Annotated in this window: 12 protein-coding genes; 7 read left to right on the forward strand and 5 right to left on the reverse strand. The window is 73.1% G+C overall.

Translation table 11 applies throughout. The annotated features are described in order from the left end of the window. Positions 1-60: 60 nt before the first annotated feature. From ACGF1Z_RS00205 to ACGF1Z_RS00225, 5 genes are all read right to left on the reverse strand, one after another. Entirely contained in the window at positions 61-666 is a 606-nt protein-coding gene (locus ACGF1Z_RS00205) for a DUF4328 domain-containing protein (RefSeq protein ID WP_393000243.1), read from the reverse strand. Positions 667-1105: 439 nt separating this feature from the next. Then, on the reverse strand, positions 1106-2005 hold the full coding sequence (locus tag ACGF1Z_RS00210; RefSeq protein ID WP_392998205.1) for a PI-PLC domain-containing protein: 900 nt from the start codon (positions 2003-2005) through the stop codon (positions 1106-1108). 680 nt (positions 2006-2685) lie between these two features. Continuing rightward, a complete protein-coding gene (locus tag ACGF1Z_RS00215; protein WP_392998207.1) occupies positions 2686-3447 on the reverse strand; it encodes an isocitrate lyase/phosphoenolpyruvate mutase family protein in 762 nt (253 codons plus the stop codon). Between the two features lie 356 nt (positions 3448-3803). After that, on the reverse strand, positions 3804-5537 hold the full coding sequence (locus ACGF1Z_RS00220) for a CAP domain-containing protein (protein WP_392998209.1): 1734 nt from the start codon (positions 5535-5537) through the stop codon (positions 3804-3806). Between the two features lie 316 nt (positions 5538-5853). Further along, positions 5854-6756 carry a hypothetical protein gene (locus ACGF1Z_RS00225; RefSeq protein WP_392998211.1) on the reverse strand — a complete coding sequence of 301 codons (903 nt, stop codon included), beginning with the start codon at positions 6754-6756 and terminating at the stop codon, positions 5854-5856. A 256-nt stretch (positions 6757-7012) separates the two neighbouring features. On the opposite strand from ACGF1Z_RS00225, the gene ACGF1Z_RS00230 reads away from it, so the two are divergent. The 7 genes from ACGF1Z_RS00230 to ACGF1Z_RS00260 all read left to right on the forward strand — a co-directional run bounded on the left by ACGF1Z_RS00230 (position 7013) and on the right by ACGF1Z_RS00260 (position 15646). Next, the gene (locus ACGF1Z_RS00230) at positions 7013-9754 is read left to right on the forward strand and encodes a M4 family metallopeptidase (protein ID WP_392998213.1); all 2742 of its coding nucleotides are present in this window, start codon (positions 7013-7015) and stop codon (positions 9752-9754) included. Between the two features lie 402 nt (positions 9755-10156). Next, positions 10157-11821 carry a sensor histidine kinase gene (locus ACGF1Z_RS00235; RefSeq protein ID WP_392998215.1) on the forward strand — a complete coding sequence of 555 codons (1665 nt, stop codon included), beginning with the start codon at positions 10157-10159 and terminating at the stop codon, positions 11819-11821. After that, positions 11821-12222, forward strand: a complete 402-nt coding sequence (locus tag ACGF1Z_RS00240; RefSeq protein WP_017236514.1) for a roadblock/LC7 domain-containing protein — start codon at positions 11821-11823, stop codon at positions 12220-12222. Before ACGF1Z_RS00235 ends, ACGF1Z_RS00240 begins: the two co-directional genes overlap by 1 nt. Then, positions 12219-12572, forward strand: a complete 354-nt coding sequence (locus tag ACGF1Z_RS00245) for a DUF742 domain-containing protein (RefSeq protein ID WP_030317245.1) — start codon at positions 12219-12221, stop codon at positions 12570-12572. Before ACGF1Z_RS00240 ends, ACGF1Z_RS00245 begins: the two co-directional genes overlap by 4 nt. Next, positions 12553-13182 (forward strand): ATP/GTP-binding protein, encoded by a 630-nt coding sequence (locus tag ACGF1Z_RS00250; protein ID WP_392998218.1) that lies wholly within the window; start codon positions 12553-12555, stop codon positions 13180-13182. Before ACGF1Z_RS00245 ends, ACGF1Z_RS00250 begins: the two co-directional genes overlap by 20 nt. Then, positions 13179-14408: a cytochrome P450 gene (locus tag ACGF1Z_RS00255; protein ID WP_392998220.1), complete on the forward strand. Its 1230-nt coding sequence runs from the start codon at positions 13179-13181 to the stop codon at positions 14406-14408. The genes ACGF1Z_RS00250 and ACGF1Z_RS00255 overlap by 4 nt, the downstream gene beginning before the upstream one ends. Beyond that, positions 14405-15646 carry a cytochrome P450 gene (locus tag ACGF1Z_RS00260; RefSeq protein ID WP_392998222.1) on the forward strand — a complete coding sequence of 414 codons (1242 nt, stop codon included), beginning with the start codon at positions 14405-14407 and terminating at the stop codon, positions 15644-15646. The genes ACGF1Z_RS00255 and ACGF1Z_RS00260 overlap by 4 nt, the downstream gene beginning before the upstream one ends. The last annotated feature ends 128 nt before the right edge of the window (positions 15647-15774 follow it).

The raw sequence follows: 15774 nt of genomic DNA on the forward strand, positions 1-15774 counted from the left end.
CCGCACGGACAGGGAGCGTGTCGAGTCGCCGCTCCGTCGCCTGGGCGGGGGCCGCTGGTGTCAGCTGCCGGCGGCGACCTGTAGGCGAGTCAGCCGGATGACGAAGTACCCTGCCGCGCCCGCCGCGACGACGTTCAGCGCGTCGCCCGCCATTCCCAGGTTCACGGCGTCCAGCACCTCGGCGAGGCCGTCGGCCCGCTCGTGGCGGAATCCGGAATACCAGCGGAACAGGAGCGAGCCGGCGAAGGTGCCCCACCAGAGGTTCACCGGCCACAGCGAGGCACCCGGGCCCGACTCCCGGCCGGAGCCGCGCAGGCAGGCGACCCACATCTCGACAGCGATCCGGTACGGCATCCAGAGAAATGCCACGGGGACGAACCAAGCCCCGACGGCCCAGCCGGTGCCTCGGCTGAAGCCGTCCGGTGCCACCGCTCCGGCGGCCCGCCGTATCCGATGGAACCAGGTGACGAAGACCGCGGCACAGGCCACGAACGCCAGAGCGTGGACCTGATCCCCCATGGCGAACAGGGCGTCTGCCGCATCCAGTTCGTCCCCCCGCGCGAACAGGAGACCGCCTTCCCCCTGTACCGCGCGGTGGGTCCGGAAGCCGGCGTACAAGGTGAACAGGTCGCATGCGGCGACGGCCACGAGCAGCCCGCACAGCACAACGAGCAAAGCCTGCCCGGGGCCGGGCACCCGGGCGGGCAGCGCAGGACGCGGGCGCAGAACACCAGAAGGAGACGGAGACATGGAGGTGCGGCCTCTCACGGGCATGGAACCGGAACGTGCCCGCGGGTCGTGCGTGCAGGGGAAAGCTACGCCACGGGCGGCCCGCCCGTCCACGGCCTGCGGGGCGGATCCGGTGTCCCGGGGGACGGGGCATCCTGCCCGGCGGCTCAGCGACCCCGGGCAGGTGAGCCGGGGCGGCAGCCGAGTACCTGCACCGTGGGGTCCGGGTGCGCCTCCCCCCGCGCGGGTCTCGGCGTGGGCGTTGCGGGACTTGGTGTTCGACGCTGCCGCCGTCCCCGTCCTGGAGGCGGCCCGATCCCGGGACCCTGTCGCATCCGGGGCTCCCGGGCGGGCCGCCGACGGGTGTCCGAGGCTGTCAGTTGCGGGCGTTGAGCCCGGCGACGATCGAGGCCGGCGTGTGGCCGCTGCGGTCGGACACCCGGTGGAAGTCGACGGAGACGAAGTTCGGGTCGCGACCGCCGGCCGCCGGACGGCACTTCTGGTCGATGCGGTCCCGTAGCTTGGTCCCGTTGTCGAGCGCCGCGTTGATGAGCGTCGGGACGTTCCGGTGGTGGCTCATGGTGAAGAGCCTGCGGAAGCCCGGCTCCTGGCGGTCCAGCGGCACGTCGGACCACCGGGTGACGCAGGAGACGTCATCGCCGAGGTCACCGAGGCTCCAGAAGTTGCTGACCGTCCAGGCCTTGTCGTACATGACGCCGAGGTGCTCGCGGTCGCCCGCGTCACTGAAGATCAGCAGGCGCTTCCCGGAGGCGACGAGGTCGGTCATGCGCGGCCAGCCCTGCCGGCGCACGTTCCACGCGTCGGGCCGGAACAACAGCCGGTCGAGACCGCGCACGCGGCTGAGCGAGTTCCCCAGTTGCTGCGCGGTGACATAGTCCTCCAGGAAGACGGTCACCACCTCCTGGGGGTTCGCCGCGAGGAAGTCCACCACCGTCTGCATGGTGCCCTGGAAGGACTGCCGAGGCAGCGCGTACGTGGCCCCTGCGAAGGTCTTGCACTCGCCGTGGCACAGGTAGACGTCACTCGGGTAGCAGTCGCTGCCGAAGCTGATGATGCACAGCCACTGGCTGCGCTCGTACCAGTGGGTGTCCAGGCTCAGACCCCGCACCCCGTTGTCGAGCTGGTGGCGTATGGACTCGGACTGGTTCACCGAACTCCAGCGCGCGTCCTCGTAGTTGGTGAACGCGTTGTGGGTGGCGAGGAAGGAGACCTCGTCGAGCCGCCGGTCGCCCCAGCGCGCCCGCGCCTGGTCCACGGCGGAGCCGTTCGCCGCCGCGGCGGCGGTGACCGCGCGGGCGGGCGCGGGGGGTGGAGCGGCGCTCGCCAGAGCCGGCGTCGCCAGGAGGCTCAGCAGGAGAAGAAGGAGTGGGAGGAGGACGACGGAACGTCGCCTCGCTCCCGGGTGGGGCTTGGTCCCGGCTGGAACTGGTCCGCACTGCGGGGGCGATCCGGGACGACCCGCCAGAGTTGACATGTCCACGATTGGCATGCGGAGGAGCGTAGTGCGTCCGGGAGCGATTCGCCCCGGTTTGGCAGGTAATGATTGAGGCGCCTTCGCTACGGCCCTGTCGGCCCGGCCCGGCACACCTCTACTGAACTACCGATCAGTCACATGCACTGTGTACCCCTCGCCGCGGCAGGACACAAGACGTGGAACGCCCTCCTGCCCTGACGGCGCCGCGCGGCCGTTCGTACGGGCTGCCGATCGCCCGGGCAACCGAACCGGACCGACCGGACCCGACCCGACCGACCGCCCAACCGACCGCAACGCCAGGGCATGGCAGGAGGGTTGAAGGCGGCCGGCGGCCGAGCAGGCGGCACGTGTCGTCCCTAACCCGTCGAGACGGGTTCCTGCCTGCATGCTTGACAACTCACAGGGCCCGCCTCGCGTCTGGAGCGCGCTGGACCTGTTCGCGTGGGGGACTTACGCAGCGCTCAGGAAGCCCACGGCGCCAGCATGCTCTTCATGGCGTCCGTCATCGCGAACTGCAGCAGCGGGCCGTAGGTGATCCGGCCGACGCCGAGGCGGCGGAAGCGTTCGAGATCGTGCTTGACCGGGTGGGCCGTGGTGTTCACGGGAACGGCGACGGCGCCGGTCACGGCAGCGAGCAGGTCGTCGTCGTCCTGGATGCTCACGGGGTAGACGCTGTCGGCGCCGGCCTGCTCCATGGCGCGCAGGCGCTCGATCGCCTCGTCCAGAACGGAGGAGACGTCGTCGGCGTTCTGGAACAGGTCGGTGCGCCCGTTCACCCAGACCGGCACGCCCGCGTCGTCCGCCGCCGCGCGCAGACCGCCGATGTAGCTCGCGTGCTCCTGCGTGGTGCGCATGCGCCCGCCGGCCGAGTGGACGGTGTCCTCGACGTTGAGACCGACGCCGCCCGCCTCGACGAGTCCCGCGATGAGGTCCGCCGGCTCCTGCCCGTAGCCGGCCTCCAGATCCACGGACACGGGGACGTCGACCGCCGTGATGATCCGCCGGACGGCGGCCAGAACCTCTTCGAAGGTCTGCCCTTCGTGGTCCGCTGCCCCTCGGGAGTCGGCGAGCGGATGGCTGCCGACCGTCAGGGCCGGGAACCCGGCGTCGACCGCCGCCCTCGCGGACCAGGCGTCCCAGACGGTCGGCAGCACGAGCGGCTTGTGGTCGGCGTGCAGCTGCTTGAGGCGCTGAGCTCGTTCAACAGTGGTTCGAAAGTCCATACCCGGACGCTACCGCCGATCTTCACGGAACCCGTGCCGACGGGGCGAGGCCTCATGCGGAAAATGCAGCCGGCTCCCGCCGTGCTCGGACAGCGCTCGGGCAGGACCGCCGCGGTGCCGGGCTGCCGATGTAGCGAGCCGGCGGGCTGGCGAGTTGCCGGCCGGGCCCGCGGCTTCCTCCGTGCGGTCGGCAGCTCAGGGTCGACGACCGCCCGGAGCCGGGGCCGGGACCGGCGCCCGGGCGGTCATGGCGCCCGACCGGGGCGGGCCGGAAGGCGGACGCGCCGGGAGCGTGACCCATCGCCTCATGCGCTGACGGGGCCGCTCTCCCGGGACGCCCGCCGTCGGCTGCCGGGTCAGCGGGCTCCGAAGACCTGGGTCCAGTAGGGGCCGCCGGAGTTGTGGATGCCGACGCCGATCTCCTTGAAGTTGCAGTTGAGGATGTTGGCCCGGTGACCGGGGCTGTTCATCCAGGACTCCATGACCTGCTCGGCGCTGCTCTGCCCCATGGCGATGTTCTCGCCGTAGGTGGACCAGGGATAACCGGCCGCGGACACCCGGTCGCCCGGGTCGGCCCCGTCGGGGTTGGTGTGGTCGAAGAAGTCACGGGCCGCCATGTCGTCGGAGTGCCCCTGAGCCGCCCTGGTGAGCGTGGCGTTCGCGGTGAGGGCGCCGCAACCGGCCTTGGCGCGCTCGGCGTTGACGAGAGCGATCACCTGATCGGCGACCGAGGACTGGCCCGGATCCTGCTGCGTGCCGGCCTTCCTGCCCCCGTCGCTGTCGTGCGTCGCCGCGGGCTTCCGCCGGGTGGCCGGCGTGGTGGTGGCAGTGGTGGGGCGCGTCGGGGTGCCCGCGGCCGTGGTGGGCCGGGAGGCCTTGCTCGGGGTGGCGGCGGGCTTCTTGGGGGCGCCGGAAGTCTGAGCCGCGGAAGGGGACGCCGAGGTGGAGGGGGTCGCCGAGGTGGACGTCGAGGTGTTGAGGGCGCCGGGTTCGTTCGTCAGGGAGGCGTCGAGGTCCGGGGCGGAAGCCCGGTTGGCTTCCAGGAGGTCGCCGCTGCCGCGGCCCGCGTTCAGCGTGAAGGCGCCGCCGGTGACCGCCACGACGGCCAGCCCGGCCGCTACCACCACACGGCGACGAGTCCGTTCGTCCGCCTGACGCCGCTGGCGGCGAGCAGCCCGTGTGCCACGCCGCCCACCCTCCACGGTCGCGGAGTGCCCCGCCGCGGCAACGGGGTGACCGGCCCCCTCGTCAGCGACGGCCGCGAACGTTTCCGTCACGCCGAACCGGTCTGCTCCTGCGGCTTCGGCCCCGGTCACGTCGGGCGCGTCGAAGCCGCCGGCCGCGTCGAAGGCGTACGGGACGCCGACCGTCCATGCGGCGGAACCGTGCGTGGCCGGGGCGGCCGCCCCGTACGCCGGGCGCGTGCTGTCGCCCGGCGCCTCGGCGAATCCGGTGGCGCAGTAGCCGCAGTGGGCGGTGTGCCGGGCCAGTTCGTCGCGCCAGGCGGCGCCGGGGCGGCCGTCCCAGCCGGCCATCCGGTCCTCGAGGGCGGGGCAGCGCGGGAAGCGGACGAGGGCGATCGTCACCGACCGGGCCGAGGCGAGTCCTGCACGCATCGCCTCGAAGCGCATCTCCGTATCCTGCGACGACCAGTTCAGCGCCGCCGCCGTCTCGTCACGGCCGATGTGCCCTTCCTGCTCCAGCGACCACAGGGCCGCCAGGACCGCGTCCTGCAGATCGAGCCAGCACGAGGCGTCGCCGACCTCGGCGGCGGACGCGGCGGGAACGGGAAGACCGGCCGCGTGGGCAAGGGAGGTCGCGACGCCGATCCCGATGAGCCAGGGCCTGAACGCCTCCGGCGAGGGGAGGGTGCCGAGCGCGAACCGGGCACGGTGCATCGTGTCCCGCACGATCGCGCCCACCGCGGCGGCGTCGGCGCCGGGACGGCCCTCGAGCGTGCGGGCGGCGAGCGCGTGCACCAGCGGCTCGTGGGCGCCGACGAGCCGCTCCCGCGCCCATCCGTCCCCGTACTGCGCCGCGCGTATCAACTCCACGTCCACCGACCGCTCAAAACCCGAGACCCGCTCCATGCCGGCCGCCCTTCCGCATCGCGTGTGAATACCCGTACGCATGGGAGAGCCGCCGGCCGAAGCGGGATAACGGAAATCACCGCGACCCGTCATGTGACTCCGGTCACTCGACCGGTCCGGTGTCGAGCGCGGCCCTTCACCACCCTGATCCCACCTGGCACTCCCCCACCCCGGCCGGGCATGACCGACGCACACCGGCCGTCTTCGGGCGCCTCCTCACATGGGCCCCGCGGTCGGCGCACGGCCCGCTCGGCGCCCTTTCGCAGGTCGGCTTCCGCGTCATCGCCCCGGTCCCGTACGGCGCCTGCCCTGCACCTCAGAGCCGTTCGCCGTCCCGGGGCGCAGGGGGCAGCCAGCCTCGGGTGGCGGCCTGGACGCCGGCCTGGAAGCGGGTGTCGGCGTCGAGTTCCTCCAGCATCCGCGTGATGCGCCGGCGGGCGGTGTGCACGTGGACACCGAGGCGGCGGGCGATGGTCTCGTCCTTCAGGCCGGAGGCGAGCAGGCCGAGCAGTTCGCGTTGGTGCGCGCTGGGAGCGCCGTCGGGGACACCGGGGCTGCCGAGGGGGGTGGCACGGTCCCACAGGGACTCGAACAGCGGCAGGGCGGCACGCCGCACCAGACAGTCGGCGAACACCAGGGCCGTCGCGTCGTCTTCGCCGGTGCCGGGTGACGGGGGCAGCAGGCAGGTGCGACGGTCCACGAGGACGAGGCCGGTGGACAGGCGCTGTGCCGTACGGGCCTGGAGTCCGAGGTCGGTGAGGGCGATCAGGTCCTGCGCCCGGTCGGGGAAGTCGCTGCCACGCCGGTCGGTGACCATCCGCACGGCGACGCCGCGCCCCAGCAGGCGGCGGACCCGGTCCGCGTCGACCTCTCGGGTGCCTCCGGGGGTGCGGGTCGCGCGGTCGAGGATCAGGACCTCCGTCCCGGCGGCTTCGAGCATCGCGTCGAGGCGGGTCCGGGCGCCGTCGGCATCGGTGAGGGTCTCGCGGGCGGCCGGGGGTTCGGGGGGTGAGGCGAGCCGTTGCGGAAGCTCGCGGGCGAGGCGTTCGGCGAAGCCCCGGAGGAACTGCAGGTCCGCCGACTCCCGGTGCAGGAGGGCTTGTCGGCGCTGGATGAGGACGCGCAGCACGGCGGTCGGGTCGGGGACCGCGGGTGGCGACGCCGCGGTGTCGTCGGGCGCGGCGGGCGGGGTCGGGTCGTGCGGACCGGTTTCGAACATGCCGGAATTGTGGACGCCTCCACAGGGCCCCCACATCTGTGCATGGCCATTTCTGAGGGGGCCCGGGCTCTGGCCGGACGACATCCGCGGCGCTTGTATGGCGGCGACTCACAGCAACGATTCAGGCACTCATGGTTGAGGAGACCCCTTGCCCGAGTTCAGCGCAGGTTCTTCGGCTCGCACCCCGTCCGCACGACGGATATGGCGGAAAGAGCTCCGATCCACAGGAGGAATAGCTGTTCTGCTGGCTGCCGCCATGACCTTGCCGGTGCCGTCGGCGTGGGCCGCGGACCCCGGCCCGGCGACCGTCGTCCCCGGCCAGGACACCGCGACCCCCGTACTCGTCGAGGGCATAAGGGAGTCGGTGGACGCCAAGGCCGCCCCGGCCGACGCGGCACGGGGATACCTCGCGGCGAACAGGAGCCGCTACAAGATCCCGCGGGCGGGCAGCGACCTCGTCCCCCTGTCGTCGACGGCCGCCGGATCCGGGAACGAGACGGTGCGGCTCCAGCAGAAGCACCGCGGCGTCGACGTCCTGGGCGGCCAGTACGTCGTGCGCATGCACCAGCAGGACGGCAAGCGGGTCGTCACCGGCACGTCGGGGCACTACTTCACGGCCCTGACCACCGACGTCACCCCCCAGGTGTCCGAGGACGTCGCGGTCCGCCGCGCGGTGGCCGCCACGGCCCGCCGGCTCGGGGCAGCGCTCGACAAGGGCCAGGCCCCGCGATCCGAGTCGGGCGACCCGGCCGCCACCGGCATGACGGGGGAGGCACGGGGGCTCGTCGTCCTCCCCAGCGGGAACGGCGTCCTCGCCTACCGCGTCACCGTGCGCGGCACCGCGCCCGGCACCGGGGCGCCCGTGATGGACGAGGTGTACGTGGACGCCCGGACGGGCTATCCGGCACTCCAGTACAGCGCGCTGAAGACGATGGCGGCCCCGCCCACCCGGACGGGCGGCGAGACCGCGGAGGGCCCGACGGCCGACGTCCCGCCGGCCGCTCCCGCGAACCTGGTCCCCGAGACCGGGTCGGGCGCCCGGCTCAACGGCACCACGGCCTCGCTCGACATCGCCTACGACCCGGCGGCCGGCAGCTATCTCCTCGCGGACCCGAGCCGTATGCGCGCCACCAGCAAGAGCCTCCTGGGCACGTGGGACGCCCGGGGCAGGTCGGTGTCGGAGACCTCGGGGCAGTGGCCCTCCGGCATCAGGATGTTCTCCTCCGCGAACACCTCCTTCACCGGCGCCGCGACGGATTCGGGAGCCGTGGACGCCCACTGGAACGCGGGCCGGGTCTACGACTTCTACAAGGCGAATCTCGGGCGCGACAGCCTCGACGGCCGCGGCGGCGCCGTCAACTCCCTGGTCGGCGTGACGTACTACGGCCTGCCCTACGCCAACGCGTTCTGGGACGGCACCAAGATGGTGTACGGAAGCGGTGACTCGGAGTTCAGGCCGATGTCGGCCGACACGGACGTCGTCGGCCACGAGATGACCCACGGGGTCGTCGAGCACACGGCGAACCTGGTCTACGCGGGTCAGTCCGGCGCGCTGAACGAGGCCCTGGCCGACTACTTCGGCAACGCCATCGACATCACCGCGAGCGGGACGCCGATGAGCGACCCCACCGCCGGCCTGATCGGCGAGAACCTGTGCCGTACGAAGGCGCCGGCCGACTGCGCGCTCCGGGACCTCAACGACGGGGCCACGACCTCGAAGAGCTTCCTGGGCGTGTCGTTCGCCACCGACAACGGCGGCGTGCACCTCAACTCGACCATATTCTCCGGCGCGTTGTGGGACATGCGTGAGGACCTCGGCGGTCCGCTGGCCGACCGGATCGTGTACAAGGCCCTCACCGAGTACATGACGCCGCTGGACGGGTTCACCGAGGCCCGGGGCGCGGTGCTCGCCGCCGCCAAGGCGTTGGGAACGACCTCCGCCCAGCAGGGTGTCGTCAGGCGTTCGTTCAGCGCCCACGGCATCGTCCCCGGCTGGGAGCAGGCGCTCGGCGTCGACAGCGCCACCCTCTTCGGCACGCTGAACACCACCGACTCCTCGGTGGGCGCGGGCGGCGGCTGGTGGGCGGCCTCGAAGTCCGACGAGGCAGGCTCCGAGCCCTACTCGGTCTACGCCGGCCGCCTGGACGGCCGGGGCGCGCCGAAGGTGATCAGCCCCAACGACGGCCGGTACCACACCTCCCCGGCGACCGACGGCAGGACCGTGGTGTGGACGGCGTACGGCCCCACGTCGGTCGACGTCCTCTCCCGCCCGGTGGCCGGCGGCCCGGTCAAGACCCTCTACAGCTCGGCGACCGGCGTCGCGGGCCTGCGCGTGGAGAACAACACGGTCGTGTTCGAGGAGTACGACGTCCTCGGTGGCCGGCACGTCGGCTATCTGCGGCCCACCGACAGGACCCCGGTCTTCGCGGACGGGAAGAAGTGGAACACGCTGACCGCGCTGCCCTCCATCAGCGGCGACAGGATCGCCTACGCGAAGCTGTACCCCCAGGACGGCTCCTACCGGCTGGGCGTGGAGGTCGTCGATCTGACCACCGGCCGGACGGCCATGACCGAGCAGCTCGACGAGCCGGTGAGCCTGGGACAGACCGGCGTCAACGGCACCCACGTGTTCTGGCTGGCCGACACGGACGCCGACGACGGCGGTCTCGTGTCGGTCGTCCGCTCCGGCCTGGACGGCAGCGGGGCCCACATCGTCAGCAGTGAGCGCAAGCCCGGCGCCTTCATCGCCTCCGGCCTGACCGTCTCGCAGGACGCGCTGACCCTCGTCGCGCAGACGCCCGACACCCGCTACCGGAACGAGTCGCTGCCCAAGCTGTGGCAGCTGACCACCGACGGCTCGCGGCGTGAGCGGGTCTCCTGCAACCGCGGTGAGCAGAGCCATCCGGCGGCCGGCGCGGGCCGCCAGGTCGCCTGGCTGGACGCGACCACCGGCTCCACCGACCTGGTGAGCCGGGAACGGCCGGCCGGCACCTGCTGATCCCACCCGTGAGGACGGGGCCGACGGCCGTGCCGTCGGCCCCGTCCGCGTGCTCGCCCGCGCGGCCCGCCGGACCGCTCGCCGTACCTGCTCGCCCTGCCGCCTGCCGGACCGCTCGCCCCGCGGTCGGCCGTGCTCCTCAGGGGACTTCCACGGTGGCGGTCGACGCGTACGGGCGGACCTGGGGCGACCGGCCGGGACCGACGGGCATTCAGGAGGGCGTCACCACACGGAACTTCCAGGAGGCGAGCAAGTTCGGACCTTCTGGGCGCAGTATCGGAAAAGTATGCTCCGTGAGGAATGCCAATCCGATCACGAGAGTTCCGTACTGATCAACAACGCCTCTATAGTGCCGTCGTTGCGACTCCCTTCCCCGTGTGCCCGCTCCCGAGAGTCTGGTTGATGACGGCGTCACCCTCCCCCTTCCGTCCTGCCCTGACCGCCGCGTTGCTCACCGCCGCCGCGGGGGGCGCACTCGCCGCGGCCGCCGTCGCCGCGGCGCCGGGCGAGGTCCGCACCCCGCTCGGCTGGTTCGCCGCCTGCGGCGTCCTGCTCCTGTCGGCCTCGGCCTTCGCCGTGACCTGGTACGGGCGGATCTCGCGCGCGCTGAGCCGCCGTGCCCAGACCCTCGCCGCCGAAGTGGCCTCGAAGGAGGCGTACCTCGCCAGCTTCACGGCGACGGCCGAGCGTGAGGCGGCCACGCTCAGGAAACGCCAGGAGGCGGAGACCGCCGCCGCCCTGGCGGCCCACACCGCACGGGTCGAGGAGCTCACCCGCTCCCACGCGGCCGAACTCGCCGAACTGACGCGGGAACGGGCCGCCGAGACCGCAGGGTTCGAGGCCCGGCTGCGCCGCGCCGAGTCCGGCCGGTCCGCCGCCATGGCGGCCGCGGCCAACGCCGCGGGCCGGATGCAGGCCCTCACCACGAGCATGCTCGCCGACCTCCGGGAGATGGAGGACCGGCACGCCGACGAGGACGTCCTCACCGACCTCCTCCACCTCGACCACCGGACCGCGCAGGCGGGCCGGCTCGCCGACTCCGTCGCCGTGCTCAGCGGGGCCAGGTCCGGCCGGCGATGGGCCCGGCCCATCGTCATGGAATCCATCCTCCGCGGCGCCATGGGCCGCATCGGCGGCTACCAGCGGGTGCGGCTGCACTCCAGCAGCGACGCGGCCGTCGCCGGGCACGCGGCCGAGGGCGTCATGCACGCGCTGGCCGAACTCATGGACAACGCCGCGAACTTCTCCCCGCCCACCGCCGAGGTGCACGTCTACGTCGAGGAGGTCCCGGCCGGCGTCATCATCGCCGTCGAGGACAGCGGTCTCGTCATGAGCGATGTGCAGCAGCGCCGCGCCGAGGCCGCCGTCGGCTCAGCTCCCCAGGACCTGGCCGGTCTCTCCGGCACGCGCCTCGGTCTCGCGGTCGTCGGCCGACTGGCGCGCAAGCACGGCCTGACCGTGTCGTTCCGCCCCTCCGCGCGCGGCGGCACCGGCGCCCTGCTGATGCTGCCCCAGGAGCTCATCAGCCACGCGTCCGCCGAGCCGGCGGCCGCACCCGCCGACCCGCTGCCCCCGGTGTCGGGACGCGGCATGTCCGCGCCCGCCTCCCCCGCCGGGGCCGCGACCGCCGCTCCCGGCCCCGCGCCCGCCCCGGTGCCCGAGCCCGAGGCCGTGCACGACAGCGCCGCCGAGTCCACCGGCGAGTACCCCCGGTTCGGCGAGAGCGGCCTGCCGCGGCGTCGCCGGGGCCGGACCATGGCCGCCGCGCACCCCGACGGCCCGGAGGCCGCCGCGAAGGCACCGGCCAAGGGCCCGCGCAGCGGCGCGGCGGCCGGGGCGGCGAACCGGTTCGGCACGTTCCGCCGCGCGGTCCGCGCCACCCCCGCCCGTCCGGAGAGCGGGCCCGGGGACGGACCGGACACCGTGTCCCCGTCCGTCCCCGCCGCGGCCGCTCCCGACGACCGCCCCGGCACCCCCTCCGTACCGTCCGATCCGGCCGGCCCGACGTCCGCGCCGCGCACGCCGTCGCCGTCCTCGAACCCCCCGTACCCGGAAGGCACCTCGTAATGACCGGCTCCACCACCGACGAGAAGCTCAGCTGGCTCCTCGAGGGCCTGCTGGAACGCACCCCGGGCACCCGGCACGCCCTGGTGCTGTCCCGTGACGGCCTCAAGCTCTGCCGCACCCCCGAGCTCTCCGTCGACCAGGCCGACCAGCTCGCCGCGATCGCCGCCGGCATCCAGAGCCTGTCGCACGGTGCCTCCGTGGAGTTCGGCGACGGCACCGGCGGGGTCCGCTCCGCGATCGCCGAGTTCTACGGCGGCATCCTCTTCATCGTGGAGGCCGGCGAGGGCGCCCATCTCGCGGTCGTCGCCGACGAGGACGCCGACGCCGGCCTCGTGGGCCACAACATGTCCGAGCTGGTGGAGCAGTTGGGCGAGCACCTGGTCGCGAGGCCCCGGGGATGAGCCGCGGCAGGCCGGGCCGGGACGACTCCCCCGACCGGCTCTACACCCTGACCGGCGGCCGCAGCCGCGCCGGATCCGACGCCTTCGACCTGGTGACCCTGGTGGTCTCCGAGAGCGATCCGGTCCCCGGCATGCAGTCCGAGCACGCCGCGATCCTGCGCATGTGCCGCTACCCCACCGCGGTGGTGGAGGTGGCGGCCGGGCTCGGCCTGCCGGTCTCGATCACCCGGATCCTCCTGGCCGACCTGCACGACACCGGCCGGATCAGCGCCCGGCATCCCCGCGCCTCGTACCGCCTTCCCGATCACGACATCCTGGAGCAGGTGCTCGTTGGACTCCGTAACCTCTGAACAGCGCCAGACCCTGCGCAGCACCGCCGACAACGGGCTGAAGATCGTCATTGTCGGCGGATTCGGAGTCGGCAAGACCACCCTGGTCCGCTCGGTCAGCGAGATCCGTCCGCTGAACACCGAGGAGACGATGACGCAGGCGGGCGAGGGCGTCGACGACACCGCCGGCGTGGGCGGCAAGTCGGCCACCACGGTGGCCTTCGACTTCGGCCGCATCTCGCTCGACACCCATAACGTCCTGTACCTGTTCGGGGCGCCGGGCCAGGAGCGGTTCTGGTTCCTGTGGGACCGGCTCTTCTCCGGCACGCTCGGCGCGGTGGTACTCGTCGACACCCGCCGGCTCGCCGACTCCTGGTACGCCATCGACCGCCTGGAACACCACGGGACGCCGTTCGTCGTCGCCTGCAACGACTTCGGCGGTCCCGCCCACACCCCCGCCCAGATCCGCGAGGCCCTCGACCTCGCCGACGAGGTTCCGCTGGTCTTCTGCGACGCCCGGTCGCGCGAGTCCAGCAAGCAGGTCCTGATCTCGCTCGTCGAGCACCTGCGGACCGTCGTCGCCCCGGCCACGCCGCCGGTACCGCAGCCGATCCCGGAGCCCACCCCGTGACCCTCTCCGAGCACCCGCCCGTCCCCCTGAGCGGACCGCGCTTCCAGACCGACCCCAACGAGCTGTACCGGCAGATCCGGCGCGAGCACGGGGCCGTCGCCCCCGTCGTGCTGGACGGCGACGTGCCCGCCTGGCTGGTCCTCGGCTACCGCGAGCTCCACCAGGTCACCAGCGACCCGGTCCTGTTCTCCCGCGACTCCGAGCTGTGGAACCAGTGGGACGCCATACCGGCGGACTGGCCGCTGCTGCCGATGATCGGCCGCAAGCAGCCGTCCATCCTCTACACCGTCGGCGAGCGGCACCGCGAGCGTGCGGGCGTCATCTCCGCGGCCCTGGAGGGGATCGACCCGTTCCTGCTGAAGGAGCGGGCCGAGCGGTTCGCCGACGAGCTGATCGACGCCCTCTGCGGCAAGGGGGCCTGCGACATCATCGCGGAGTACGCGATGCTGCTGCCCGTCCGCATCCTCGCCAGCGTCTACGGCTTCTCCGACGAGCAGGGGCCGGGGCTCGTCACCGCCCTCAACGACATGATCAACGGCCAGGAGGGCGCCCTGGAGGGCCAGCGGCACCTGGCGGAGTCGATGTTCGGCCTGCTGGCCGCGAAGGCGGAGACGCCGGGCGACGACGTGGCCTCCCGGATGCTCGCCAACACCGCCGGCTTCACGGTCGAGGAGGTCGCCCAGGACCTCATGGTCATGCTGGCCGCCGGCCACCAGCCGACCGCCGACTGGATCGGCAACTCGCTGCGGCTGATGCTCACCGACGACCGGTTCGCCGCCTCGCTGTCCGGCGGCCGGCACAGCGTCGGCGAGGCGATGAACGAGGTCCTGTGGGAGGACACCCCCACCCAGAACGTCGCGGGCCGCTGGGCCTCGCGCGACACCCACCTGGGCGGGCGCCGGATCGGCCGCGGCGACCTGCTGCTGCTCGGCCTGGCCGCGGCCAACGCGGACCCGCACGTACGCGCCGACGCGGGCCGGCTCACCGGCGGCAACAACGCCTACCTCTCCTTCGGCCATGGCGAGCACCGCTGCCCCTTCCCCGCGCAGGAGGTCGCCGAGACCATCGCGCGCACCGGGATCGAGGTACTGCTCGACCGGCTGCCGGACGTCGACCTCGCGGTCCCGGCGGCCGACCTCGCCCGCCGTCCCTCGCCCTGGCTGCGCGGTCTCTCCGCGCTCCCCGTGACCTACACCCCCACCCCCGCCCTTGGAGCTCTCGGATGACCTGCCCGCACGCCCACGCCGCGTCCGCCGCCGACGCCATCGCCCTGGACCCGTTCGTCGCCGACCTCGACGGCGAGAGCGCGCGGCTGCGGGCCGCCGGTCCGCTGGCCCGCGTCGTGCTGCCCGGCGGCGTGGCCTGCTGGGCCGTCACCCACCACGCCGAGGCGCGGCGGCTGCTCACCGACCACCGCCTGGTCAAGGACATCGACGTCTGGGGTGCGTGGCAGCGCGGCGAGATACCCATGGACTGGCCGCTGATCGGCCTGGCGAACCCCGGCCGGTCGATGCTGACGGTCGACGGCGAGGAGCACCGCCGGCTGCGCACACTGGTCGCGCAGGCGCTGACCGCGCGTCGGGTGGAGCGGCTGCGCGAGGGCATCGAGGCACTGACCTCGGGCATGCTGGACCGGCTCGCGGAGCGTCCGGCGGGTGAGGTCGTGGACCTGAAGGCGGAGTTCGCCTACCCGCTGCCGATGAACGTCGTCAGCGACCTCATGGGCGTCGACCCGGTCGACCACCCGCGGATGAAGGCCCTCTTCGAGAAGTTCTTCTCGACGCAGACGCCGCCCGAGGAGGTGCCGCAGATGATGGCGGACCTGGGCACGCTGTTCGCGGGCATCGTGGCGGGCAAGGTCGAGAAGCCCGGTGACGACCTGACCAGCGCGCTGATCGAGGCGTCGGAGGGCGGCGACCGGCTCACCACGGAGGAGATCACCAACACCCTCCAGCTGATGGTGGCGGCCGGCCACGAGACGACGATCAGCCTGATCGTGAACGCCGTCGTCGCCCTGGAGACCCACCCCGAGCAGCGTGCCCTGGTGCTCTCCGGCGAGGTGCCCTGGGCGAACGTGATCGAGGAGACCCTCCGCTGGTCGACCCCGACCTCGCACGTGCTGATCCGCTTCGCCACCGAGGACATCGAGGTGGGCGACCGGATCCTGCCCAAGGGCGAGGCGCTGATCGTGTCGTTCGGCGCGATCGGCCGGGACGAGCAGCAGCACGGACCGACGGCGGGCGCGTTCGACGTGACGCGTACGCCGAACAGGCACATCTCCTTCGGTCACGGCCCGCACGTGTGCCCGGGCGCCGCCCTCTCCCGCCTGGAGGCGTCGGTGGCCCTGCCCGCCCTGTACGCGCGGTTCCCGGGGCTGCGCCTCGCCGTCCCGCGCGAGGAGCTGCGGAACAAGCCGGTCGTGACGCAGAACGACCTGTTCGAACTCCCGGTGGTGCTGGCCTGACGGCCGCGTGCGAGGAGGGAGCCCGGGCGGTACGACCAGCCGGTACCCTCCTCGCACGGAGAGCGCACCGGGTGTCCCGGCGGCGGCGTTGGGGTCCGAGTCGTGGTCGGCACGTTGCCCGAGCGACC

It is taken from the genome of Streptomyces sp. NPDC048018, assembly GCF_043202995.1.
Taxonomy (GTDB): domain Bacteria; phylum Actinomycetota; class Actinomycetes; order Streptomycetales; family Streptomycetaceae; genus Streptomyces.